Source organism: Pedobacter sp. Bi27 (assembly GCF_918698255.1).
GTDB lineage: Bacteria > Bacteroidota > Bacteroidia > Sphingobacteriales > Sphingobacteriaceae > Pedobacter.
In genome coordinates this window covers 734,198-760,104 of sequence record NZ_CAKKMW010000004.1, presented here as the reverse complement: position 1 = coordinate 760,104, position 25,907 = coordinate 734,198, and the positions used below count along the sequence as shown (strand labels likewise).

The following is a 25,907-nucleotide window of genomic DNA, read 5'->3' as shown; positions in this document are numbered from 1 at the left end:
CGAGGGGTAGATTACTACCCAAATTTTGATAGATTGGATAATTTTACTCTTAGTATTCATGCCGGCTATTTATGGTTTAATGATATGTCCTGTTACGGCACCAAACAGACTTTTCTTAAAGCCAAATTCCAATTGCTTCATCGTTGTTGGAATCTCTCCCGGGAAGTAAGGGAAATATTGGGGCGAGTTTTCAATGACTGTTGGGCTCACTGCATTGATCCGGATGCCGTTTGGCAATTCAATTGCAGCTGCCCTTACAAAACCTTCTACGGCTCCGTTTGCCGCTGAAGCATTGGCAAAATTAACTTGCGGTTCGTTGGTTAATGCTCCTGTGATAAGTGTAAATGAACCTTTTGGATTGATGTATTGCTGACCAATTAATACTAAATTAATCTGTCCCATCATTTTTCCTTCAATTCCTTTTCTGAAGGTCTGGTTATTCAAATTCTTCCAAGGACCAACAAAAGTTTCCCCTGCTGTAGAAATCAAGGCATCAAAAGCGCCTATTTTCGCAAACATTTCTTCTATGGATTCTATAGATGTCGTATCGACCTTTATATTCTGTGAAGAACGACTGGCTCTTATTATTTCGTGATTTTCCTTTTCCAGTACATCAGCTAAATGCTGCCCCATGGTGCCCGATGCACCTACAATTACTATTTTCATATTTTATCTTGTTTTTAATTCTTAACAAAATTACTCTATGATGATAGGTATGTAATAGGACGAATACCTAGTCTTGCAGGACATTTTTAAAGTTTTGGCGTTAAAATCCAAACAATTTTCTTCGTACCAAATCGTAACCTTTTGCTTTTTTTTGCAGAGGAGCCGCAGTTTCGCCAATTATGAATTAAAATTTAGACTGAACAGGATTTATTTAAAGTTCTTTCTAAATGCTTCAGGGGAATAATTTGAATGCTTTTTAAAAAAGCGGGCAAAGTAGGAGGGATCTTCAAAACCTAAATCGAAAGCGATTTGATTGACTTGATTGCCGGTTGCCAGAAGGTGCCTTTTAGCTTCGAGTACAATTTGCTCGTTAATGAGCTGTGAGCAGGTCTTACCAACAGTCTCTTTGGTTATTTTATTGAGCTGAAAAGTAGTAAGGTGCATCATTTCGGCATATTGTATCACTTGTTTATGCGTGACAATATGGTTTTGTAATAGTTCCAGTAGTTCTTCCAATTGATTTTGGGAATACATGTTGCCCTCATTTGTAATTTCTTTTGGTTCCCTGCTCTGTCTTGCCAGTTCAATAAATAGAATCTCCAAGCCTGCTTTGATTACTTCTTTGTAGTGATCTTGTTTTTGGCTATATTCTTCATCAATGAGAGACAATTGCGATAACAATTTGCCAAATTTCTCAACTGAAAGCGGGCAGTGATTCTTATTGCTTACTTTTCGCAGAACGAAATTGACTGGCGCGCCTTTTGGTGCGTAAAAGTCATGGTTAAATTGGACCAAATAGCCCTTGCAGCCTTGTTTTAGCGTGAGCTGATGAACCTGGCCCGGTCGCATAAAGAAAACAGAATAGTCATTAACAGGGTAATTGGTAAAATCAATGTGATGTTCCCCATGCCCTTTCTCTAAAAACAAAGCAAAAAAGAAACTGTGCCTGTGAAGTTCCTGCACTAAATCTTTGTCAGAGAGTAAAGTGCCGACATTTCGAATACTAAAACCCGCTGAAAAATCAGGCTCTTTAATTTGTCTTATGCTAATTTCATTCATTCAAGTGCTGTCGGCGATATTTTGGAGGACGATCCTCCCTGTAAAGATAGAACAAATTTTTCTGCTGCTATTAACTGATAAGGTGATTTTACGGAGGCCAACCATTACTTTAATTTGAGCGGTAGCTTCTAAAAACTCATCCATCGTCACAGGTTTGCCTAAAAAAATCGATCTCTGAAGATCTATCTGTGGATGTGAATAAAGCATGTCAGAGCTGATAAATACATTAGGCCGATGTGATCAACCTGCCTGGCGAGCGCTATACCCGAAAGGTTAACGAAGGCGGTGGCATCAGTTCCGTCTTTCGAAAACTTGTTTTATCAAAAAATCCGTTGACAAGCATTTGCTAAATCAAAGGATTGAAAACCTTAATTATCAAAATAAAGATATTTAAGCTATAATTGGGCAATAATTTTAATAGGGTACTTATGATGGATCATATCTCGACACATTCCTTAAAAGATATCACCGATCAGGTAATAAGTATCAATAAATTTATCGGAGGGAAAGACAACACGGTGCCCTATACCAAACCCGCGCACCGGAGAGATGACCATTACCTGTTTATTTTTCAAAAAAAGGGTATTAGTAAAATTGTAGTTGACTTCAACGATGTTGAACTGATTGGAAGTGTTGTATTATGTGTATTGCCAGGGCAGGTTCATTACGGTGTATCGGTATGTGATAACACAGAAGCCTGGCTGATTACCGTAGATACCAGTTTTATTGATGATGATTATAGGGCAATTTTCGATAAACATTATTTTCAGTGTATTCCGTTAGCATTGCCCGATCCCGAAAACATTGCGCTGGATAAGTGCATTGGGTTAATGCTCTCTATTAATGAAAACAGGCAAGGATTGAACTTTATTCCGAAGGTTCTGCATTCACTGATAGGTGCCTGTGTAGGCGTTTTCGCATCCGCTTACCAGCCGTTAGAAAATGAAGAGGCCGCAGTGCTCCGTACCCAGATTTTAACTAGGGATTTTAAACGGTTACTTTTGCGGCAGTTCAAAACACACAAAAGTACATCAGACTATGCGATAGATCTGAATATTAGTCCTGCCTATTTAAACGAGGCAGTAAAACAGACTACTGGCTTTCCGGTAGGTTTTTGGGTACAACAGGCTACAATGACGGAAGCTAAACGCCTATTGTATGCCACCGATAAGACGGTAAAAGAAATAGCGTATCTCTTGGGTTTTGCTGATCATGCATATTTTACCCGCTATTTTTCCAATGCAGAAGGGCGGTCTCCTTCTCAATTCAGGTTAGCTTACCGTAAATAATCCAATAGCTGCCACCATTTATCCATTTCCTGCTATAGTGCCCAACGCTAACTTTGGTCAAAAATTAGAAAATGGGAAATCATATTGTTTTTATTATCGGATTGTTATGCTCTGCGCGGCTTTTTTATAGCCTTATCCGTTTTATCTACCCTTATGTTAGGGGCTCAACCCTTAAAAAATACCTTAAAAATGATGCTTTTGCCTTGGTGACCGGTTCATCTGATGGCATTGGCAAGGCCATTGCTATAGCGCTCGCAGAAAAAGGATTTAATATAGTGCTACATGGCCGTGATGCAGCTAAGTTGCATGGGGTAGAGAAAGAAATAGTTGCTGCTAACAGCAGATGTAAAGTGGTCTGCCTGGTATATGATGGGATGAAGGAAAGCCCGATGGATATTGGACAGATTAAGCACTTACCTATCAATATACTCGTGAATAATGTAGGTATTGGGCCTATCGGAAGATTTGGAGAATTCAAGGCTGAAGAAATTCATAGAACCATAACGCTCAATACATCGTTCCCTTCACAACTTACCCGTAATCTGTTACCTCAGTTGAGTATTAGCAAGTCGCTTATCTTAAATGTTTCATCATATGCAGGACTCTTTCCACCGCCTTATTTAGCGGTTTATGCAGCTACAAAAGCATATAATAATGCTTTTTCCATTTCTCTTTCCCGTGAACTGCAGAATACAGAAGTGATTTCGTTGATAACGGGCAGTGTTAATTCCGGAAGTAACATGAAACTCATTACATTTTTGCGCCCAAGTGCTGCAACATATGCCAGGCACGTACTTTCAATTGTAGGCTGTGGCAGAAATAGTATTGAACCGTATTGGCCACATGCCATCCAGACCTTCCTAATGTCTCTTCTTCCCGAAAAAATAATCAACAATATTACCAGAAAGGCAATTCAGGAAGAATTAGACCGAATCTGATAACCGGAATCTATCCAGCTGTCCAAAAATTAACCAGGCCTCACAGATCAGGAGGTATAAAAAATCAATTAAAAATGAAAATCAAAGCATCAATAATAGCAGTTATTGTTTCAGTCCTTTTTAAGTTAAATGTTCGGGCGCAGGAAAAGCCCGTAAACCAGCCCGCTCAAACGCCAACCCTTCAACTGGGCTATTTTAAAGCCGATTATGTTTATTCGCCCTTCAAGGTTAACGATGAAGATATACAGGTGCAACAGGCAAACGCCCATCTCATATTTCCACTCTACAGTAAACTGAATGATGGAAAACTTGATTTTTTTCTCACCGGCATAAGTTATACGGGTTTATTTGTATCAGGCAGTACGACAGACCTTGGAGCGTCTGCTTTTCATTCGTTTTCAATACCGCTTACCTACCAGAAATCTTTTTCGAACAGGTATTCACTGTCTGTATCTTTCATTCCAACGCTTTCATCCGACATGAAAGATATTTCAGGAGAGGATATGATCTACACCGGCGCTGCTGCATTTAAGGTAAAGGTATCGGAAAAATTTTCCTATTCCATTGGAGCAGTCTATTCAAAACAGTTTTTCGGCAGTTTGCTGTTGCCTTTAGTAGGCATAGACTGGCAGATTAACAGTAAACTTAACCTATCGGGGTCTTTGCCTATCTCTCAAAGATTGAAATACAATCTGTCAGCTAAAAATGCCGTAGGTGTCAACAATAATCTTGGAATTGGGGGTGGCACATACCGTTTAACTGAGGAAAGGAACTCTCCATATTTTCAGACCCAGCAATCTAAAATTTCCTTATTTTACAATTACATGCCAGCACGTAACTTTTCGATAGACTTTAATGCAGGTTGTAACTATGTTCAAAAACTTGGGCTGTACGATAAAAACCAGAAAGTAGAGTTGGCCCCTTTTGACAGCCTTGATGAGCGGATGCCGTTGGCTGAACTTAATAACACAGGCATTTCTGTAGGAGTAGGTATCAATTACCGGTTTTAACATGTGCCTATCTGGGCGATGTCGATCCTCTGATCCTAGCTAATGCTTTGGTTCTCAATAGCAAAACGACATCCATACGTTAATTTCTGTTGGATTACTAGCAAAACAGAAACTTGATATCGCTATTTTCAAGAAAATAGCTTACCAAAAAGCGGATATTGGATAATGGCAAAGAGCAACGGAAGGTAACCTTCAATGGAGATCAGGCTGGCCAGGTCAGCTCACTTTCTTATTTTAAACGGGGAGGAAAGATCGTGTGTGAAAAAGTAAAATAGACACTGGGAAAATATATGTTCTGCAGCTTTAAGTTAGCAATAAAAGTCTTCTGCGACGCTATTTTTGCGATTTTGCTCGCATTTGCTAAAGCCTTGTAAATTATTTTTGCTCATTTTCAGTAGCTTAGCGCTTAAGGTTTTGTTGTCTGGTTTTTCGGTATATTTTTGTGCTATGACTGTTACGGTATTAGCAATTTTAGAGACAGATTTTAAACCTGAAAAAGCATTGGCGAAAGTGATGAACGACCGATTGAGCCGGACCGCGAAAGAATTGCAGGAGGTTCACTTCAGGCCCTTGTCCGGCAGGGGATTTGCCGATGATGACCTAGTTGTTTATCTCAGCTATAATCCTAAATACAAGATCCGCTACCGTATTGTAAATGACGTTCCCGCAGACATCGAATATTTTGTTGCCGAATGCTGCGGCAGGCTGGGCTTTATCCTTTGGCGGGCAAACGCGATAGGGGTAAGCAGTGATGTGGGGAATATCGGTTTTGAATAGTTCTTTTTTGCTTTCCCGCTTAAATGTTTAGTTTTGGGGCTGGACACGTTCCTAGGACAAAATAGTTATATCCGGGCCCTTTGGCCTTTAAAAAACAGTTATGGACAAATTCAAACAGGTACAAGAAGTAATCGCTTCAGTTGAGGCTGATGTGACGAAATTTTATGATGGTGGAAATGCTGCAGCCGGTACACGTGTACGTAAAGCAATGCAGGACCTTAAAAGTCTTGCACAGGAGATCAGGGCTGAGGTTACAGAGAAAAAGAACAGCGCAAAATAAACAGGAGACTGTTTTGGGAAATAAAGCCACTGGTATAGATCAGTGGCTTTTTGTTTGCATAATATTTCCTTCATCATATATGCCGGGAGACCCAGGCAACTGTATATGTTTTCTGGTGATGCCAGATTGATTTAATTTTGATGTCAACTTTTATTTTGTCTGGGCAACCGCCGGGCTATCCGCTCATACACCTACAAGCCATAAGCACGGGCCGGTATCCGCTGCTATCCCTGTTGCGGAATAATCGGTATTTCAACGATCTGATAAGTTGACCATTAGTTAAAACTTGCGCCCCCCGGAATTACAAGGTATAAGGTTAGTTGGTGTACCTAAAGGTAACTGTGTTGGTGCTTTTTATCCCGCTCATGCCGCTGGAGTTATAAGAAACGGTGTATTTTTTTTCGGCTTCCAGCTGATAAGCTTTTAACAGGTCAACTTCTGATGATAGTACCTCTTTTGATTTAACAGCAAGGTAGCTGTCTGCGGGAGGGGGCATGATCCGCTTTGCCATAGGGCCTTTATAGGGAACCTCGTTTCCATTGTCATCTTTTATATCAAGGTATTTGCTCATCAAAGGTTCAAAGGGCGTGTGCCATTTGCAAAATGATTTTTCTGTGGACTGGTTATTATGTACCGTAAATTTTAAGGTGACCCTTTCTCCTGTCTTTATAATATCCTTTATACCAAGGACCAGGTAAAGTGAATCCCCCTGGTTTTTTGAGGGCTTGTTAGAAGACGCATTCCGCACCTTTGGACTGCAGCCTGCAAGTACGATCAATACTGCCGGAATAATAAATTTAAGTTTTAGCATACATGGTATTTTAAACACAAACGATAGACGCTGAGTAAATGCTACAGATGATTTTTAACTGGAAGATTTCCAGTGGGATTAAATATTTTTCCTCCTTCATGGGATACAGCTGCCTTTGTTTAATAGTCAGGCAAAAGAAAGCCGCGGCCCTTTATGATCGCTTTTGTACGGATACTAAGCGTCTGTTCATTGCTGGCAGAAATCTTCACATTACGGATTTTTTGTTTGTAGTGCCGCCTGTTGCAATTCAGGCTGCAGTACTTTGTGACCGTGGTTTTTGCCAAGAATGTCTTACCGCAGTGTTCGCAGATTCGCTCAACTGTTATATTGCTACTCATTTCATCCTTTTTTGCTGCATCTGCTGCAGGTCGACCGGACTTTTAGACCCCAGAACATCAGTGGTAATTTCCCCTCAAATAGTGGCTTATTAGCGTTGTTTAATGTTTTTTAGTGTCGTTAAGTGTCGATAAGCGACATCATTTCACCCATGATTTTTTTGGGAAAAATTTCAGGCGCTCGAGCAACAAATGAGCAACAAAATGCGAAAAATAGTGGTAAACCTCCAAGGAATTGTGGGAAGCGTATTGATATAACTTATTGATGACCAATATGTTGATTGTCTTTAGTTGTCGAAATTAGTGGTTGTTTTTGGGGATTATTTGCCGATACAAAACTTCGTAAATATATTCTCCAGCAAATCATCGGTAGTAACTGTACCTGTAATTTCACCAAGGTAATGTAGCGCCTGTTTAATATCCATCGCTAAGAAATCGGAGGTTACCGGATTGTCTACATTAGCCAAAACCCTTTGCAGTGCATGTTCGGTTTGTTTTAAAGCTTCTACATGGCGGATATTCGTTACTAGGGTTTCGCTGGTATTAATGTGATGCAAGTTAACCTGCTCTAATAAAGTGGTTTTTAATTCATCGATACCTTGTTTCTCTTTAGCAGAAATAAAAACAACATCTAACGCTTCGAAAGCTTTACGTTGTGCATCAGCCATGAGGTCGGCTTTATTGACTAAAATTAAATAGGGGATGGCCAATTGCGCTAACCCCCGAATCTGCTCTTCAATTTCTGAAATACTTTGAGCAGCATCGGCCATATAAATAATTAGTTTGGCCTGTTTCATTTTTTCTAAGGTACGTTCTACGCCTAAAGCTTCAATAATATCGGCTGTATCGCGGATTCCGGCTGTATCGATAAAACGGAAAACAATACCGCCAATGGTGAGTTCATCTTCAATGGTATCGCGTGTGGTTCCGGCAATATCCGAAACTATAGCGCGTTCTTCGTTCAGGAGGGCATTTAATAGGGTAGATTTACCCACATTAGGCTTGCCTGCAATAACAATTGGAACCCCATTTTTAATCACATTTCCCATCTCGAAAGAGGAGATCAAGCGTTGCAGAACGTAGTTGATTTTGTTTACAAGATTTTTTAGCTGCTCACGGTTGGCAAACTCTACATCTTCTTCAGCAAAATCGAGCTCAAGCTCAATCATCGAGGCAAAATGGATCAATTGTTCGCGTAAACCTTTTAATTCGTTGGCAAAGCCGCCACGCATCTGTTGCATGGCCACATCATGCGAAGCCTTCGAATTGGAGGCAATTAAATCGGCTACTGCTTCGGCCTGACTTAGATCGAAAGCACCGTTTAAAAAGGCACGTAAGGTAAACTCGCCAGGTTTGGCAGCACGGGCTCCTTTACTAACTAACAGGTTAATAATCTGTTGGATAATATAATTAGAACCATGGCAGGAAATTTCTACCACATTTTCTTTAGTATACGATTTTGGGGCAACAAATAAACCCGCTACCACTTCATCAACAATATGATCGCCATCTTTAACCAGTCCAAAATGTAAAGTATGCGAAGCCTGCTTTTCTAAATCTTTTCCTGCAAATACGGTATTGGTAAGTGAAATAGCCTCCGGACCAGATAAACGGATTACGCCAATGGCGCCAGAACCTGAAGGAGTAGATAAAGCAATAATGGTATCTTGATTATTCATGTTGGGTATTAAAGCTGCAAAAATAAGGCTAATCTGTGGGTATATCGTGTAAGGGAAGTAATTTTTTTAAGCATTGGTTAATCGGTTAATTGTAGAAATCGGTTAATTGAAGCTAAACGCCAAACGCTCAACGCCAAATAAACTAATAGTCCTTCGACTACGCTACCATTGACGTTATTCTATAAACAACTATTAATCAATATTTTAGCCGCCGTCGAATTTCCATCCAGCTAGGCCATAGCACGGTATCTCCGTTCTACTTAAATCCGGCCTAACAAATTTTTCGGGCTCCACCGACCCAGCCTACCCACTAGCTTTGAAAGAAAAATTTTCAGCCGGTGTTTTTTGTTTTTTCATACACCTTTATGTTTTTCAAAGGCATTCAAGCTAGCTGCGCTGGTCTTTTTGACAGCAAAAAGAAAGAGCCGCATCGGCGGCGGCGAGCCGAGGCAAGGATGAGCCTCTGGGCAAAAAAAAGATATGCGTCATTCATATTGATTTTTATACAATAAATTATCCCTCAGGGTGACTTATCGAAGGAAATAGATTAGTTTAATCCTAACTACAAGCACCTAACTCCGAACTGGTTAATCTGTTAATAACTCCAGACTGCCGACCCCGGACTATAAACTCGTTCCGCTTTTCAATATTAAAGCTTATCTTAAAACATTTTCACTCCGATTGTGTTTAAACCTCAAATCAGAATAAGCTTTTATGACGAACAATTTACCCCTGACCGTTAAACGATCGATAGAATTATTGGGTCTGATGGCCATTGTTGCCGTTATGGTAATCGGAAGAGATATTATTATGCCGATGTTGATGGCTTTTTTTATCAGCATTATGTTGCTACCGGTGTATCGCTTTTTAAAAAGAAAAAAAATACCCGAATCGTTAGCCATTATCTTATCCATTTTATTAGTGGCACTGTTTGTAGCTTTGATTATTTGGTTTTTTTCGAACCAGATTGGCATTTTGGTTAAAGATTTTCCACAGATAAAAGCGAACGTAACACAGCATATCAATTCATTAAGCGATTGGATCAGTCGCATTACCCATTACGACGATAAAGAGCAAAAAGCCTTCATACAAACTAAAAGCGACGATCTGATGAACATGGGGACCTCACTTGCAGGTGGTGCTGCCGTTACCTTAAGTGGCGTTTTTGTATTTATCGGTTTGTTACCCATTTATATTTACCTGATGCTTTTTTATAAAGACATTTTATTGCGCTTTATCTTCATGTGGTTTAAAACAGAAGATCATCCAAAAGTGAAAGAAGCGATTTATGAAACCGAGTCGATCATTAAAAGCTACTTAATCGGACTGTTAATTCAGATCACCTACATGACTATTTTATTGGGCGGAATATTGATGTTAATCGGTATAAAACATGCCTTATTAATCGGGGTAATCTTTGCCATCTTAAACCTGATCCCTTATGTGGGGGCCTTAATTGGTAACTTGATAGGGGTGCTGCTTACGCTCACTTCATCTCAAGAATTATGGCCGGTAATTACCGTTTTAGGCGTAATAGCATTCGTTCAATTTTTAGATAACAACATACTCATGCCGCGCATAGTAGGCTCTAAAGTGAAAATTAATGCCTTATTTGCCATCCTCGGGGTATTTATCGGTGGCAGTATAGCCGGGGTTTCGGGAATGTTCCTCGCACTGCCTATTGTGGCTGTACTCAAAATTGTCTTCGATCGCACAGAATCATTCAAACAATGGGGGGTATTACTAGGAGATGAACGCCCGGCTAAAAGTCCGATGACTTTTCCCAACTTTAGGAAGAAAAAGCCAGTGGCTACTAAAACGGGGATAGAAAAGGGCTAGGCTGATAAGGATGGAGGATGGGAAATGTATAATGGAGAATGTAATTGGTTCTGCGGCAATCAGCGTAATCTACGGGAAGCCAATTAGTATAGTTTTCCCGCAGATTTAAGAAGATAAGCGCAGATGAGATCTATCTCTCTTCCTCGTAAAAAAATGTAAGCTAATCTTAACCTCCAAATTTACGTACTCTATAAATGAGTGATAACATGAAATACCTTCCTAATCGGTTAACTTGCTTATCTACAATTACGTTATCGAATACATCTCTTGATATCCCTGAGTTTTGATCAAAAAGATCGAATCCTTCTACACGGATAGCAGCCATATCATTCTTCATAAACTTATATTCCATTGATAAACGAAGCAATGTTGGATTACGCACCGCACCATTATCAAAACCTGAGTTAATCTGTTTCGTGAAATCGTAGCCCAGGGTAAGGTCTTTAAAGAAATAATTACGGCCTTCTATCCCACACTCAAAACGGTTAGATTGGCGGTCAGTAAACGTCTCATTCGAATATTTGGTCAGGTTTTGCGAATAAGAGGTTTCTACCTCAAAATTAACAATATCTTTCAGGTCTACCCTAAATTCGAGTTCCTGGCGCCAGGCCATATTACGTGCTTCTATTCGGCTATTATCGGTAAAAGTAATGTTGTTGTTCAACTGTCCCGAACCAGAATAGCCAATGGTAAACTTCCGCTCTGGCGAGAGCGGTTTACTGATGTCGTAATCGCCCTGCAGGGTGTAGTATCCGTCTGTGTTAATGTAACTGGTAAGCTGGTTAACAGTGCCTGGTACACGCTCCTTAGTGGTTACAATCCTATCGTTAGTGCGTTCGTACTTGAAATTGGCTATGATCACTTTTCCGGCGCTCCAATCGGCTTGTTTGTAATGGGCATTGATACTGTGGATAAATTCGGGTTTTAAATTCGGGTTACCCGTAACCACATTCTGCAGGTTCGAATTGTCGGATATAGGTTGCAACTGTAAGAATCCAGGTTGGTTATTTCTGCCCCAATAATTTACATCCAGCGATTGCTGGTTAGAAAATTTATACGAGAACCGACCAGATGGAATGAGGTTAAAAGTACGGTTAACGGTTTCAATATTATTACTTAAATTCTGTCCCTGGAGTAAGGCCGGCTGTGCATTTATGCCCAGTGTATAGTTCAGCTTTTCGCCGATATAACGGTAATTCAGTCCCACTTTATTGGTGATAAACTGATAATCGTAAATATTGCTAAGGTTTGGATTAAATACCTGATTACCATTAGCCACATCATAAGCATCTCTCGAATTATTTGTTGACGATCGGTTCCAGCTGTAGTTTACTTCTAAAAAGGTTTTTTTCCAAAGAGGCTCCATGTACGATGCACCTACATTAAGGCCTAAATTTCGGCTATTCTGGTTGTTCAGCTGGTTTTGTAGCACCGAATCGGCTACGTTAGCATGAATGTTGATGTATTTGTTGTACACATCGCCAAAATTTTCGCCATTGGTGTAATTAATGTTACCCCAGGAAGTCAGGTTCCGGCCTTTCTTCGAAAATTTATGGTTGAAAAATATATTGGTTCGGGCATTCAGGTTATTCGAATTACTGAAATTATTGCTTTCTCTTCGGGTAAACAAGGTATCCTGGGTAATAAGCGAGCTACCTGTGTTATTGCCACTATTGGTATTATAAGAAAAGTTTGGAGAAATTTTAAGATAATTCATGGTATCTATTTTATACTCTAAATTACCACCAAACCAATGGCTATAGTTATCGCTCTTACTCTTGTTGCGGGCATCTTCAAGTCTGCTCAGCGGATTTTGCCCTGCATCTTGTAAAACACTCTGGGTATAGGTAGAACTAATGGTGTTGTTTTTATTGTTGTTAAAATTATATCCGGCATCTGCCGAGAGTTTGGTGTTAAACTCATTTTTATAGTTAAGTCCGGCAACATTTCTGGTTGTAATGCCATCGCCGCCACCACCACGCATATTGGCATTGGCCGAAGTGCCATCGAATGAGATCTGCTGTTCACCCTTCATGCTATTTCCCCGTATATTGGTATTATAACGATCGGCGTTGCCCAAACCTGCAGAGGCCCTGGCAAAATAACCTTTCTTTTTATCTTCTTCAATGGTCAGGTTCAGCACCTTTTCCGGCTCGCCCGTTTTAATGCCTGTAAGTTTGGCCTGATCGCCATAATCGTCGATAAACTGAAGGTTTTTGATAATATCGGCAGGAAGATTTTTAATGGCTGTGGCTACATCAGTTCCGAAGAAATCTTTGCCGTTAACTCGTATTTTGGTTACAGGCGAACCCTGACTGGTTACATTCCCATCCTTATCTACCTTAATACCGGGCAGTTTTTTCAGCACTTCGTCAACAGCATCTCCATCTCTAACCGGAAAGGCTTTGGCACTAAAACTCACGGTATCTTCGGTTACTTTAACAGGAGGAACACCCGAGATCACTACGCCCTCAAGTGTGTTCGATGATGGTTTAAGCCTGATATCGGTGATGTTTAAAATACTACCCTTTTCGATCTGATACTGTTTAATAAATGTATCGAAGCCGATAAAAGCTGCTGATAAGGTAAACTGTTTAGATTTAATTTTGTCCAACGCAAATGTACCATCATTATTGGCAGAGGTGCCTATACTGTCGGCACCGAATTTAATCCTGACTACCGCACCGGGTAGTGGTAAGCCTGCAGTATCTAACACTATACCCTTTACGGCATAATTTTGTGCGTTAGTGTTTGTGAAAATACCTGCAAAGAGCAGGAGTAGCAAAATCGATTTAGTAAAAGCCCTCATGAATTTATTTGTGTGTGGCATAAAAGTACGGAGCAGCGCGTTAACCCTGTTCAGCGTAATCAACATGTTACTGATTTTGGCTATTTTAGCTATTGAGGTGATGGCTTTTTGCTGCCTTTCCCTTGGGTATCAGGCCGAATAGCAGACGTAAGTTGGTAAGAGCTGGTATTTAAGATTGAACTACCAACTCATCAGGTATTTTATTTTGTATGCGCTTTGAGTACTACATTCCGGGCAAGGGTTTTAAACCTTACAGTATTATCTTGTTCTACAGTAATGGTTATGTGGCCCGTTTTACTGGTATTTATGTCGCTTACCCTACCAGATTTACCGGTATGCGTTCCTTTAACCACAGCGCAGTAGTCGCCATCTTTTAAATTTGTTGTTTCCATTTTAGTTTTTACAGACCTGAGTTTGTTTCTGAACCCCGTAATTTTATTTCAGCATTTAATTGACTTAATTTAATTGCAACGGGTAACCAAGCGAGCATACAGCCTGGAATAACGGAAAGGAGCACAAAGTTTTGTTTTTTAACAATCAGATATAAAAGTGCACCAAACAGAAACAACATCAAAATAGCACTTCCAATTAACAGGCCGCTCAATTGTTTTTTCTGTTTGTTTAATTCGGTTAGGCTAAGTTCGGATAGCTTGTTGTTTTTCATAGTGGATCAGTTAGACTGCTTAGTAAAATTATTAAATTTTTAATGTTTTTAAAACCCTGAAAGATTAAAGATGTAAAATGCTGGTTATCCAGTCTAATTTAAGCACAAATTCCATTATCTTGTAAACGTTCGGTTTAATAAATTCAAAACCATTATTTTTGGTTGAAAGCTGACGCTGTTTTAATGTTTATACCAAATATATCATGATCAAAAGATTAATATCTTTATTGTTGCTATTGATTTCTTTCGCGGGCTTTTCGCAGGAAACTACTAAAACCTATCTTTCCGGAACGGATAAAGACCATACCAAACAATGGGATTTTTATTGTACTGCCGGTCGTAAAAGCGGCATATGGACTAAAATACCTGTGCCATCTAACTGGGAATTACAGGGCTTTGGAACTTACAACTATGGGCACGATAAAGTTAAAGCCAGCGAACAGGGCATTTATCGTTATGAGTTTCCGGTAGGTAAAATCACGGGAAAAAAAGTTTTCCTGGTTTTTGAAGGCGCTATGACCGATACTAAGGTTAGTATTAACGGAAAGCTGGCCGGAGACCTGCACCAGGGCGGATTTTATCGGTTTAAATATGATATTACCACACTGTTAAAACCCGGCCAGAAGAACTTACTGGAAGTTACGGTTGATAAAGTATCGGCAAATGCGTCGATTAATAAAGCAGAAAGAACGAGCGATTTTTGGATTTTTGGTGGTATTTTCCGGCCGGTTTACCTCGAAACTGTACCAAACAAATTTATAGAAAGAGTTGCGGTTAATGCTAAGGCCGATGGAACCTTTCAGCTTGATGTTTATGGCCAAAATTTGGCTGCTGATGATATTCTTGAAGCCCAGGTGAAAAAACTAACTGGCGAAAATGTGGGAAAAGCATTTGCTGTAAAAGCGAATTTAGTGAATGGTATGCAGACCCTGAAGGCTACTTTCTCAAACCCTTTATTATGGAGTAGCGAATTCCCCAATTTATATCAGGTGGTGGTTCGGATCAAAAATAAACAGAAAATTATTCATCAGGTAAAACAAAAGTTCGGTTTTCGTACGCTTGAACTGCGCAATGGCGATGGTTTTTATGTTAATGGTTCGAAAATGATTTTAAAAGGTGTTAATCGCCATAGCTTTTGGCCAGAAAGCGGACGTACATTAAGTCGCGAGGTACATTTAATGGATGTGAGGTTAATGAAAGAAATGAATATGAATGCCGTTCGCATGTCGCATTATCCACCCGATGCAGAGTTTTTGGATATCTGCGACTCCTTAGGACTGTATGTGATTAATGAATTAACGGGCTGGCAGGCAAAATACGATAACACAGTTGGGCACAGGTTAGTAAAAGAACTTGTAATCAGGGATGTAAATCATCCATCTATTATTTTTTGGGCCAATGGCAACGAGGGGGGCTTTAATACTGATCTTGATAATGATTATGCTTTATACGATCCGCAGAAACGTACCGTAATTCACCCATGGGAGAAGTTTAACGGAACCGATACCAAACATTACCCAGATTATAATTATATGGTTAAGGCCACTACTTCAGGGCAGGAGGTTTTCTTTCCGACTGAATTTATGCATGCGCTTTATGATGGTGGTGCTGGTGCTGCTTTAGATGATTTCTGGAATCAAATGTTGATTCACCCGCATGGTGCCGGCGGTTTTATTTGGGCTTTGGTTGATGAAAACGTGATCCGTACAGATAAAAATGGTATTTATGATGGTGATGGAAACCATGCACCTGATGGAATTATTGGCCCACATCGCGAAAAGGAAGCCAGTTTTTACACCATAAAAGAGATATGGTCTCCGGTTTTTGTCGATCTGGCAAAAATTGACAGTGATTTTAACGGTAAAATTGCGATCGAGAACCGTTTCAATTTTACCAATCTTGATCAATGTACTTTTAAATGGAAATTGCTTAGTTTCCCATCGGCTAACGCTGCAGGAACAAAAGCTATTGTAAAAGCCAGTGGAGCAACGGTTTATAAGCTTAAACCCGGTGCAAAAGGTACGCTTGATCTGGCTTTGCCAAAATCGTGGGCACAAAGTGATGCTTTATATCTAACTGCTTATGGGGCTGATAAGAAGGAAATATTTACCTGGAGCTGGCCGATAAAAACTGCCCGCTTGATTGCAGAGAAGCAAGAAACTACACTGTCCAGTTCAGGAGTAAAAGCCGAAGAAACTAACCAATCGCTCCTGATTAAACAGGATGGTGTTAGCTACTATTTTGAAAAGGCAACAGGTTATCTGGAGAAAGTTGTTAAGGGGAATACCATTATTTCTTTGTCAAAAGGTCCGGTGTTGGCTGGTGTAAATACCGAATTGAAAAATTTTAGTCATAAAGCAGAAGGCGCAAAGTACATCGTTGAGTCTGATTATCAGGGTGCTGGTAATTTGCAGGCGAAGTGGACATTTGAAACCGGAAAGCTGGTAAAACTCGAATATCAATTTAACCAGCAGGGCGATGCTGATTTTATGGGTATTAGCTTTAATTATCCTGAGGATAAAATTACCGGAATGAAATACCTTGGCCGTGGCCCGTACCGGGTTTGGAAAAACAGGTTAAAAGGGCAGCAGTTCGGGGTTTGGCATAAGGATTACAATAATTCGATTACCGGCGAAACCTGGGGCTACCCTGAGTTTAAAGGCTATCATGCCGAAGTGAACTGGGTGACTGTAGAAAATAAGGAAGCCCCATTTACGGTTTATATACCCGATCAGGACACTTATCTGCAAATGTTAAGGCCTGCACGTGAAGCTGCGGCATTAAGCAACAACAATGTAGAGCCTGCCTTCCCGGAAGGGAGTATCGGTTTCTTAAAAGGGATAAGTGCCATCGGTACCAAGTTTCAGTCGGCTTTATTATTGGGACCTCAAAGCCAAAAAAACAAAACAGACGGAAAAACTTTTAAGGGGACGCTATTATTTGATTTTGGAAAATAAGCGTTTTGATCTCTGGGTTAAAACAGCACGGCAAATCCTATTTAATCCGTATTTTTAACGATATGAAGATTGTGTTTTTTTCTGCGAAGCCTTACGACCGTGAATTTTTTGAAAGCTGTAATAAACATTATGATTTTGAATTAGAATTTTGGGAAACTCATCTGGGGCCTCATATTGCTGACGCGATAAAAGTAGGTACTGATGCTGTTTGTGTATTTGTGAACGATAAACTAACGGCTGATGTTATAGCCATATTGGCGCAAAAAGGGGTGAATATTATTGCTTTGCGTTGTGCAGGCTTTAACAATGTGGATCTGAATGCGGCCAAACAATACGGGATCCGTGTTTGCCGCGTTCCGGCTTATTCGCCACAAGCTGTTGCAGAACATGCAGTAGCCATGTTGCTTACCCTAAACCGTAAAACCCATAAGGCCTACAACCGCGTACGCGAACAGAATTTTTCGCTTTCAGGTTTAATGGGTTTCAATCTTTTTGGCAAAACAGTAGGCGTAATCGGCACAGGGAAAATTGGCGCTGCTTTCTGTAAAATTATGCTTGGTTTTGGCTGTACTGTACTGGCTTCGGATCCTTTTGTGAATACAGCATTGCAAGATGCAGGAGTAAAATATTTGCCTTTTCATGAAGTAATAAAAGAAGCCGATATTATTTCGCTGCATTGCCCGCTTACACCAGAAAACCATTACCTGATTGGATCAAATAGCTTATTGACGATGAAAAAAGGTGTTATGCTAATCAATACAAGCAGAGGCGGGTTGATTAACACACGAGACGTGATTGAAGCGCTAAAAACAGGTCAACTTGCGGCGCTGGGAATTGATGTATACGAACAGGAAGAACAACTCTTTTTTAAAGATCTTTCAGCAAGTATTATTGGTGACGATGATATTCAGCGGCTAATTAGTTTTCCGAATGTTTTGCTTACCGGGCATCAGGCTTTTTTTACACAAGAGGCCTTAACAGAAATTGCGGAGTCTACCCTAAAAACAGTTAAAATATTGTTAGACGATAATGCTGGGGAGATAGTTTCAGATGCAATATTGGTGTAAGAAGGTAAAGGAATAAACGCAAGGAGTTTTTGAAAAGCTGATTTCTTCAAAATCTCCATGCACCCATTGTATTGCTATTTAGTAATAAGAGGTATTAAGGTTGCTGTTCTGCTTTTCAGCAGCCTCAATAGGGGCATAATTAGAAAGAATAAGTGCTTCCCCTTTTTTCACACATACATCATGCTCAAAATGTACAGATGGACTTCCATCAGCAGTTCTGATCGTCCAGCCATCATCATCTAGAAAAACGTCTTTTTTACCCATATTTATCATAGGTTCTATGGCCAGTACCAGGTTTTCTCTTAAGAGTAAACCATTGCCTTTACGACCATAATTTGGTACCTGTGGGTCTTCGTGCATATCTTTCCCTAAGCCATGGCCTACCAGATCTCTTACTACGCCATAGCCCTGCTTTTCGTTATGGCTTTGGATAGCTGCACCAATATCGCCAATGCGTTTGCCCACAACAGCTTCTTTAATTCCAAGAAAAAGTGATTCTTTAGTTGTTTTTACCAGGTTTAGTACTGCTGGCGATACTTCGCCGACGATAAAAGTATAAGCATGATCGCCGTGAAAACCGTTTTTTATGGTACCCACATCTACTGAGATAATATCGCCATCTTTCAGCTCATCTTTAGTCGGAAAGCCATGTACAACCACATCGTTTACCGAGGTAATAATATGGAAAGGAAAACCATTATAGTTGTAAAAGGAAGGTACGGCGCCATTATCAAGTATAAATTCGTTGGCTATTCTATCAATCTCGAGGGTTGTAATGCCTGGCTTTAATATTTTAGCTACTTCTGCAAGGGTATCGCTCACCAGTAGGGCACTGATCTGCATCAGTTCTACTTCTTCGTTGGTTTTATATAAAATCATTGCCGCAAATTTAGCAAAAGAAGCGGAAAGGAAAAAGTAGAAAGGCTAGTAGCTAAAAGGCTTGAATGTTTGCGTAACCGAATGACTGCATGTTAGAATGATTGATTGTTTTTTGCTAAATTAAGAGCACAACCGGTAATCGGATGTTGAAATTTTATTTCTGATTCTACTCAGGGTTTCTAAGCGCATACCAAGGTAGCTGGCCAGATAACGCTGCGGTATCCTGTTGATATCCAAATCGCTTTCCTGGAGTTTGCGGTACCTGCTTATTGCTTTTGGTATCCTGGCCAGGATTGATCTTTCTGATGCTGCATAATAATGAAGCGCCAATAGCTTTCTGCCGATTAGGTTGGCCTCTGGATAGTTTGCATACATCGAATCGATTAGGGTATAAGGAATGCAGATGAGCTGACATTCTTCCAGGGCCTGAAGATATTCTATCGAATGATCGGGTTGCTGATCGGGGTGACGTATGGCGCCAATTAATTCATTTCCACAGCTAAACCAGGTGCTGATATCTTTTTTGCCATCGCGTATGAAGCCACGAACGAGTCCGTGTACCAAAAAATAGAGCGAAGTATTACTGTCTATTGGTGAAAGGATGTGTTTGTTCTTTTTAACATGGATGAGCTTACAAGATTTTTCATGTTCGGCCTTAAAGGCTTCAGATAAAGAATAGAATTGCTCCATATAATCGAAAAGGGGGCGTAAAAACGATGTTGAATAAAGCATAGTTAAGGCTTGTTAGATTTCTGAGAAATGGATTAAAGCATACTCATTTGAAATACCATACTCATATGCTGATCAGAAACCAAAGGTATCTGGCATTTCAATATTAAGCGAAATAAAGCGTGGTTGTGGCCTCTAACGATACGATCGTTAGAGTAAAAAAAGAGGAAATAACAGGTTAACGGCTTAATTCCTGTGCAAAATAGGTGGTTGGCATTAAGCCCGTTTCTTTTTTAAATGCATTATAAAATGTAGCCAGACTTTTAAAGCCAGCTTCAGTAGCAATAGCTTCTATAGTTATTTTATCCGATTGGAGCGGATACTGTGTTAGGAAATGATTTACCCGGTAACTGTTTATCCAGTCGCGGAAATTTTTGCCAATATGTTTGTTAATTACGAAAGAGCAATGATGGATCGGAAGGTTAAGTTTTGCCGCCAGATCGATAATCTGAAAATCATGCACCAGGTAAAGTCGTTCTGCTTCCATTATTTCTTTCATGGCAAGGGCATAGTCAGACAGTTGCGCATCTAAAAGATTGATTTTTTTGACAGCTTTAAGTGCATGTTTTGGATCTTCTTCCAATAAAGGAGCTAATGAGGAATCAGTTTCAGTTTTCTTGGTTGCAGCTTTTTTAGTCCAATCAACAGCTACCAGCAAGTAGCCATAAAAAATATAAGGCTTGTGAAGTGCATATAATAAAATGACTAATAGGGCCAAACAATTGAGCACAATAAAAGAGGCATTAACATATGGGATGTGTAAGCTTCTTAATATAATGGGCACTAAACTAAACAACTGGAAAAAGGTCGCAATCCGGAGAAAAAAGATGATCCATTTTCTGCCTTCACCTTCAAGTAGCTGTTGTGGTTTGTTTTTTAAACGGAGTACTGCAATCCAGGTAAGGCACAAATAACCAAATACCAGTATTGGCCTAAATAAGTAATGGAAATATGGCGGAAACAGGCCACTTTTTGCTTTTAGTGAGAAGTAACCATTTTCAGCCAATTGGTTTCCTATCAAATCCCAATTGAGCGTTGTAGAGAAATGCCAGGGGATAACGTGGATAATAGCCAACAAAGCTGGTACAAAATGAAGCCATTCTATTTTTTGTAAACTTTTACGATCTTGAAGAAAGCCGGTGATATAAAGGTAAAAGCAGGCTGGGGCAGCATAATAAAGCGGGGTAAAAGTTTGATGAAAAAAGGCTAAAGCATTAGGTTGGCCCGATTTAAAGAGCAGCGAAGTTAAAATCTGCCCAAACCGGGCAAAAAATATAACCGAAAGTAGAACGTTAAGCAGCTTATTCCCTTTTTTTGCGAAAAAAAGATGCATAGCGAATAAAAGTAAGAATAGGCAACTGGTACTAATTATAAGGTTCAACGACTGCATATTTCCAACCAAGATAAAACATAATTGTTAAATTAAGTTACCTTCATTGTAAATTATGTTGTTGTAAATGTTTAATGTACAAAATACTAAGAATGAAGTATTTTGGCAAAAAACAGGCTAATATTGCCGCTGTTGCCATTGTTTCAATACTATTCCGCAATAATGATTTGGCATAAACGTTTGTTTAATTTATAAAAAACAATAGTTTTGCGGCCCGTTTATTGTGAGCGGAAAGGAATATATTTAATTAATGGATGTTTACCATCCCGATAAAAGAAAAATTATGGACAAATTTAAAAAAGTGCAAGATCTAATCTCTTCTGTTGAAGCAGACGCAACTAAATTTTATGATGGTGGTAATGCAGCAGCAGGTACGCGTGTACGTAAAGCAATGCAAGACCTAAAAGTTTTAGCCCAAGAAATTAGAGCTGAAGTAACTGATAAAAAAAATAGCGCTAAATAATTTGTTTTCGCTTTTAAAAAGAAAGCCCGCGTTTTACGTGGGCTTTCTTTTTATATGCTAGTCTAGGCCATTGCCTTTTATCTATCCTTAACCGTTATTTATTCCGTTTACTGGTAATAAGTTTATCGGTGAAGAAATCACGGAAATCATTGTAGTAAAGGTCGCCAACAGTAAAGCTGGTATGGTTAGAAAGTGTTACTCTTGTTCCCTCAACATGTAAAATATGATTGATGGAAATAATATACCCCCTATGCAGTTGGATGAAGCCCTTTTTAAGGTTCAGTTGTTCTTTAACATCTTTCAAACTTAAATAAGCAATAATTATCTTCTCTTTTGTATGTATTTTTATATAATTATGGAAACTTTCAAAAGCAATTATATCTGCATAGCGCACTAAAACCGCTTTGTGGTCTTCTGATTTATTTTTGACCAAGAAATAAGTTTCCTGCCCTATATTTTCTATTTCTTCCTCAAAAACACGGTTTACCGTTAAGGCAAATTTGGCATAGCCATAAGGTTTAAGTAAATATGCATCTGCTTCTGCTTCGAATGCTTCAAAGGCATATTCTTCATGAGAGGTGGTAAATATCAGTTTCCTGGTTTTGGAGCGGATAGCTTTAGAAAGTTCGATGCCCGAAATCTGTGGCATTTGAATGTCCATAAATATCACATCTACCTGGTCAATCTTTTTAAGCTCGTTCAAAGCCACCACCGGATCGGTGTAACTCGCCACAAGCTTCATATTCGGAGTATCTGCTATATATTTTTCAAGCCCCGAAATCGAATTTTGTTGGTCATCAATGGCTATACACTTAATCATTTGTTAATTTTCCTTTGTATACATAACGAAATTACACCTTTTCATACCGAAAATAGAACGCTTTATCCTGTTTCGTAGTAAATTTTCTTTCAGTTGGCTAATTTAAGGTAAAAAAATGCGTTATGATGTATACAGGAGTGATTAAATGGTATAATCCGATACGAGGTTTCGGATTTGTTGCACCCGATAATGGAAAGGAAATGGTTTATGCAGATAACCAGAAATTGATAGGGATTTACCGTCGTTCTTTAGTTGTAGGAACCAAAGTCCGCTTTAATTTAGAACAAGGGCAGGTAGGATGCCAAGCTACTAATATTGTAGTTCTAAATATGGGTTTTGATTAACATTTGTACCGATCTGTAACGAAAACAGACCGATCTATATAACTTAATGCTTAAGATAAAGGCAAAATACGATCTTCGTTTACAATCAATGAAAATGTAGAAATTTTAATCTAGACGGCGTTTGTTTGGGAGCAATAAACATTAAAATTTTTTATTTAACATCTACCTATTAACTTTTCATATCTAGATTATCTCTCTTTCCTATCTAAATTAGCGCTCTTTTTTAGATAGGAATTATTTTTTTTCAGCTAACGTTTTTGCTTAAATTCGTCATACTCCTTAGGGTAAGGATATATTTAAAGCAATTGTTTATGAATTTCAAAACCTTGGTTCTTTTGTTGAGTACAGTTTCTACTGCACTTATTGGTGGTCTTTTTTATGCGTACTCCTGTTCGGTTATTCCGGGCCTTGCACGTCTTTCTGATGCTTCTTTTTTACAAGCAATGCAATCAATCAACCGGGCTATTTTAAATCCGTTGTTTTTTATTTCTTTTATGGGTACGCTAGTCATATTACCCATAAGTGTTTGGTTTTTTAGAGAGCAAGCTACTGTATTTTACCTGCTTTTGGCGGCAACATTATTATATTTTGGCGGTGTTTTTCTGGTTACCATAATTGGTAATGTACCGCTCAATAACCTTTTGGATGGAGCAGACCTAAGTAGACTTGGTGCTACAGACCTCACTGCATTGCGAGAAAAATTTGAGCCCAGCTGGAATTTATTCCATCGGATCAGAACCATCGCCTCATTTATCTGCATTGTACTGGTAGCGTATGCAGCAATATTAAGTCGTAATGTTTAAGGGTCTGTGTATCAATTTTTATAGCTTTAGAAACAGATGTAAAATCTGTGCGCATCTTTAGTTAAACGCTTCTGTTAGAATCTCATCAATCGAAACGATATAATCATCACATCCTGTTTATTTTGGTCTTTTTATAGTGACAAAGGCTTTAGAAATTGTGCTGTTTCTCTTTTTATGGCATAAACGTACACCGATTTATATAAAAATTTACAAATATCAAGAGATAAGTAAGATAAGACTCGATACAAGCCAATGAAACCGATTGTATTTATATTATCTTTGTGTTATCTCTATGCGTGTTTACGGTTCATATTCTGATAGCGAATTGGCAGTCTTGTTAACTCAAGGTGATGAATTGGCCTTTACCGAAATTTACAACCGCTTTTATGGCCTGCTTTTTATCCATGCCAATAAACGCTTAAATGACGATGAAGAAGCAAAGGATGTATTACACCAGTTGTTCGAATCGCTTTGGGTTAAACGTTTACAGGTAGCTCCTGATGGTAATTTATCAGCATATCTATATACAGCAGTGCGTAACCGTGTACTGGATGTGTTTGCGCATCAAAAAGTAGAAAGCAAATACGTTGATTCTTTACAGGATTATATAGATCAGGATCATGTGTTAACTGACTATATGGTGCGCGAAAAGCAGATGGCGCTATTAATTGAGCAAGAAATTGATGCTTTGCCGCCAAAAATGCGCGAAATATTTATTTTAAGCCGTAAAGAGAATAAATCGCATAAAGAAATAGCGGTCGAATTAGGGCTTTCTGAGTTAACTGTTAAAACGCAGGTAAAAAAAGCACTGCGAATTCTTAAAACTCGGCTGGGGGTGGCAGTTTATGTTCTTTTCTTGTTAAAAACCTATAGTTAGCCACTATGGTTGTAATTTAAATTCAATTTTTTTCTTTTAAATGTGTGTTGAATGAAATTATTATAAAAAAAAATAATTTTTCGATACCCCCAAGGCTATAGCTTCGCCGTATATATAATAATCAACCAAACTAGATTTCTTTTTAATGGAGAAAAATGCAAAAAAGCTTTTAGATAAATACCGTGCAGGCCATTGTACGCCAGAAGAAATTGCTATTGTAGAAGCATGGTACCTTCAGTTGCCTTTCGAAAAAGAGGCTCCTGACCACTTGCTCATTGAAACCAGTAAAGAAGAAGTATGGAACCGGTTAAGGCCGGGAAGAAGATCTGTAAAATTGGTCACGGTTAAGCGCATAGCGATAGCTGCCAGTATTATTTTATGCTTTAGCGCAGGACTCTATTTTATGGCCGGTCGCAATACTTTACCATTAACAGCTAAAACCGAATTAAGAGATATTCTTCCAGGTGGAAATAAAGCTATGTTAACACTAGCCGATGGAACGGTGGTAAATTTGGATGATGCTAAAAATGGTCAGATTGCGAGCCAAAATGGTATCGAAATCCGTAAGGCAAAAAACGGCCAGCTCGAATACATCATTAAAGAAATCCCAAATGCATCAGTTACAGGCTCCAATACGATTAGCACGCCCCGCGGCGGACAGTACCAGGTAAGCCTGCCCGATGGTACAAAAGTTTGGCTTAATGCAGCCACGATCTTAAAATACCCTTATGCCTTTGCTAAAAACGAAAGGGTAGTAGAACTTAATGGAGAAGCCTACTTTGAGGTTTCAAAAGACCATACCCGCCCTTTTAGGGTAAAAACAGAGGGACAGACGGTAGAAGTTTTGGGTACTCATTTTAATATTAATGCCTATAATGATGAAGCCGCTGTTAAAACCACGCTTTTAGAAGGTGCTGTAAAAGTGAGCAATGCCTCTGGTAGCGTAAACCTGCGCCCAGGAGAACAATCGAAACTAAATATAAACACGGCTAAATTAATTGTCGATCAGGAAATTGATATTGATAAAGAAATGGCCTGGAAGAATAATATTTTCTCTTTTGATAATGATGATCTCCAAAGCATTATGCGACAAATTTCGCGTTGGTATGATGTAGATGTCGTTTACGAGGGCAAAATTTCAACTGAAAAATATGTAGGCGAAATCCCAAGAAATAGCAACCTGGCAGAGGTATTTAAAATATTAGAACTTAATCACGTACATATTGATGCGAAAGGCAAGGTGCTTACCGTAACTAGAAATTAAACAAGAGTGGCTTTTCTTTAAACAGCCGAGAAATCAACCAACCAATTCACGAACTAACTAAACTTTATGATGAAAAAACTACCAGAAATTTAGCATCCTACCTTTAAAAAAAAACCGAAAGCGCGATAACGCTTCCGGTAGAAATTTGGACAAGCAGC

Annotated in this window: 24 protein-coding genes; 13 read left to right on the top strand and 11 right to left on the bottom strand. The window is 39.2% G+C overall.

The annotated features are described in order from the left end of the window. Positions 1–69: 69 nt before the first annotated feature. Positions 70–666, bottom strand: coding sequence for a short chain dehydrogenase (locus LQ227_RS17045; protein WP_230141931.1), 597 nt, complete (start codon positions 664–666; stop codon positions 70–72). A gap of 207 nt (positions 667–873) precedes the next feature. After that, on the bottom strand, positions 874–1,725 hold the full coding sequence (locus LQ227_RS17040) for a helix-turn-helix domain-containing protein (protein WP_230150080.1): 852 nt from the start codon (positions 1,723–1,725) through the stop codon (positions 874–876). A 428-nt stretch (positions 1,726–2,153) separates the two neighbouring features. Here LQ227_RS17040 and LQ227_RS17035 point away from each other — a divergent pair, with 428 nt between their 5' ends. The 5 genes from LQ227_RS17035 (at position 2,154) to LQ227_RS17015 (ending at position 6,019) form a co-directional block, all read left to right on the top strand. Continuing rightward, positions 2,154–3,014, top strand: a complete 861-nt coding sequence (locus LQ227_RS17035; protein ID WP_230141929.1) for an AraC family transcriptional regulator — start codon at positions 2,154–2,156, stop codon at positions 3,012–3,014. Between the two features lie 71 nt (positions 3,015–3,085). Then, positions 3,086–3,952, top strand: coding sequence for an SDR family NAD(P)-dependent oxidoreductase (locus LQ227_RS17030; protein ID WP_230150078.1), 867 nt, complete (start codon positions 3,086–3,088; stop codon positions 3,950–3,952). A gap of 74 nt (positions 3,953–4,026) precedes the next feature. After that, the gene (locus tag LQ227_RS17025) at positions 4,027–4,962 is read left to right on the top strand and encodes a DUF6268 family outer membrane beta-barrel protein (protein WP_230141925.1); all 936 of its coding nucleotides are present in this window, start codon (positions 4,027–4,029) and stop codon (positions 4,960–4,962) included. Between the two features lie 447 nt (positions 4,963–5,409). After that, positions 5,410–5,739: a hypothetical protein gene (locus LQ227_RS17020; RefSeq protein ID WP_230141922.1), complete on the top strand. Its 330-nt coding sequence runs from the start codon at positions 5,410–5,412 to the stop codon at positions 5,737–5,739. Between the two features lie 100 nt (positions 5,740–5,839). Next, entirely contained in the window at positions 5,840–6,019 is a 180-nt protein-coding gene (locus LQ227_RS17015) for a histone H1 (protein WP_230141920.1), read from the top strand. 316 nt (positions 6,020–6,335) lie between these two features. Here the strand turns inward: LQ227_RS17015 and LQ227_RS17010 are convergent, their stop codons facing one another. Together LQ227_RS17010 and mnmE are read right to left on the bottom strand one after the other, a co-directional pair. Beyond that, positions 6,336–6,830: a protease gene (locus LQ227_RS17010; protein ID WP_230141918.1), complete on the bottom strand. Its 495-nt coding sequence runs from the start codon at positions 6,828–6,830 to the stop codon at positions 6,336–6,338. A 655-nt stretch (positions 6,831–7,485) separates the two neighbouring features. After that, positions 7,486–8,844, bottom strand: a complete 1,359-nt coding sequence (gene mnmE / locus LQ227_RS17005) for a tRNA uridine-5-carboxymethylaminomethyl(34) synthesis GTPase MnmE (RefSeq protein ID WP_230141916.1) — start codon at positions 8,842–8,844, stop codon at positions 7,486–7,488. A 714-nt stretch (positions 8,845–9,558) separates the two neighbouring features. Between mnmE and LQ227_RS17000 the strand changes: the two genes are divergently transcribed. After that, entirely contained in the window at positions 9,559–10,683 is a 1,125-nt protein-coding gene (locus LQ227_RS17000) for an AI-2E family transporter (RefSeq protein ID WP_230141915.1), read from the top strand. A 166-nt stretch (positions 10,684–10,849) separates the two neighbouring features. Here the strand turns inward: LQ227_RS17000 and LQ227_RS16995 are convergent, their stop codons facing one another. The 3 genes from LQ227_RS16995 to LQ227_RS16985 form a co-directional block, all read right to left on the bottom strand. Continuing rightward, positions 10,850–13,558, bottom strand: coding sequence for an outer membrane beta-barrel protein (locus LQ227_RS16995; RefSeq protein ID WP_230150076.1), 2,709 nt, complete (start codon positions 13,556–13,558; stop codon positions 10,850–10,852). Positions 13,559–13,692: 134 nt separating this feature from the next. Next, a complete protein-coding gene (locus LQ227_RS16990) occupies positions 13,693–13,884 on the bottom strand; it encodes an RNA-binding protein (protein ID WP_230141912.1) in 192 nt (63 codons plus the stop codon). 8 nt (positions 13,885–13,892) lie between these two features. Beyond that, a complete protein-coding gene (locus LQ227_RS16985; protein WP_230141911.1) occupies positions 13,893–14,156 on the bottom strand; it encodes a hypothetical protein in 264 nt (87 codons plus the stop codon). A gap of 203 nt (positions 14,157–14,359) precedes the next feature. On the opposite strand from LQ227_RS16985, the gene LQ227_RS16980 reads away from it, so the two are divergent. Further along, on the top strand, positions 14,360–17,113 hold the full coding sequence (locus tag LQ227_RS16980; protein WP_230141910.1) for a glycoside hydrolase family 2 TIM barrel-domain containing protein: 2,754 nt from the start codon (positions 14,360–14,362) through the stop codon (positions 17,111–17,113). 62 nt (positions 17,114–17,175) lie between these two features. Then, on the top strand, positions 17,176–18,180 hold the full coding sequence (locus tag LQ227_RS16975; protein ID WP_230141909.1) for a 2-hydroxyacid dehydrogenase: 1,005 nt from the start codon (positions 17,176–17,178) through the stop codon (positions 18,178–18,180). 78 nt (positions 18,181–18,258) lie between these two features. Here the strand turns inward: LQ227_RS16975 and map are convergent, their stop codons facing one another. The 3 genes from map to LQ227_RS16960 form a co-directional block, all read right to left on the bottom strand. Further along, complete coding sequence (map, locus tag LQ227_RS16970; RefSeq protein WP_230141908.1) at positions 18,259–19,059, bottom strand: type I methionyl aminopeptidase; 801 nt, start codon at positions 19,057–19,059, stop codon at positions 18,259–18,261. A 120-nt stretch (positions 19,060–19,179) separates the two neighbouring features. Continuing rightward, positions 19,180–19,791, bottom strand: a complete 612-nt coding sequence (locus tag LQ227_RS16965; protein WP_230150074.1) for a Crp/Fnr family transcriptional regulator — start codon at positions 19,789–19,791, stop codon at positions 19,180–19,182. Between the two features lie 175 nt (positions 19,792–19,966). Then, complete coding sequence (locus LQ227_RS16960; protein ID WP_230141903.1) at positions 19,967–21,121, bottom strand: AraC family transcriptional regulator; 1,155 nt, start codon at positions 21,119–21,121, stop codon at positions 19,967–19,969. A gap of 340 nt (positions 21,122–21,461) precedes the next feature. Here LQ227_RS16960 and LQ227_RS16955 point away from each other — a divergent pair, with 340 nt between their 5' ends. Next, entirely contained in the window at positions 21,462–21,641 is a 180-nt protein-coding gene (locus tag LQ227_RS16955; RefSeq protein WP_029279213.1) for a histone H1, read from the top strand. A gap of 94 nt (positions 21,642–21,735) precedes the next feature. Here LQ227_RS16955 and LQ227_RS16950 read toward each other — a convergent pair whose 3' ends face one another. Then, positions 21,736–22,461 (bottom strand): LytTR family DNA-binding domain-containing protein, encoded by a 726-nt coding sequence (locus LQ227_RS16950; RefSeq protein ID WP_230141901.1) that lies wholly within the window; start codon positions 22,459–22,461, stop codon positions 21,736–21,738. Between the two features lie 122 nt (positions 22,462–22,583). On the opposite strand from LQ227_RS16950, the gene LQ227_RS16945 reads away from it, so the two are divergent. The 4 genes from LQ227_RS16945 to LQ227_RS16930 all read left to right on the top strand — a co-directional run bounded on the left by LQ227_RS16945 (position 22,584) and on the right by LQ227_RS16930 (position 25,749). Next, on the top strand, positions 22,584–22,805 hold the full coding sequence (locus tag LQ227_RS16945; protein WP_230141899.1) for a cold-shock protein: 222 nt from the start codon (positions 22,584–22,586) through the stop codon (positions 22,803–22,805). Positions 22,806–23,116: 311 nt separating this feature from the next. Further along, complete coding sequence (locus LQ227_RS16940; protein ID WP_230141898.1) at positions 23,117–23,608, top strand: DUF1772 domain-containing protein; 492 nt, start codon at positions 23,117–23,119, stop codon at positions 23,606–23,608. Between the two features lie 292 nt (positions 23,609–23,900). Beyond that, complete coding sequence (locus LQ227_RS16935) at positions 23,901–24,485, top strand: RNA polymerase sigma factor (protein ID WP_230141890.1); 585 nt, start codon at positions 23,901–23,903, stop codon at positions 24,483–24,485. 145 nt (positions 24,486–24,630) lie between these two features. Next, a complete protein-coding gene (locus LQ227_RS16930; protein WP_230150071.1) occupies positions 24,631–25,749 on the top strand; it encodes a FecR family protein in 1,119 nt (372 codons plus the stop codon). The last annotated feature ends 158 nt before the right edge of the window (positions 25,750–25,907 follow it).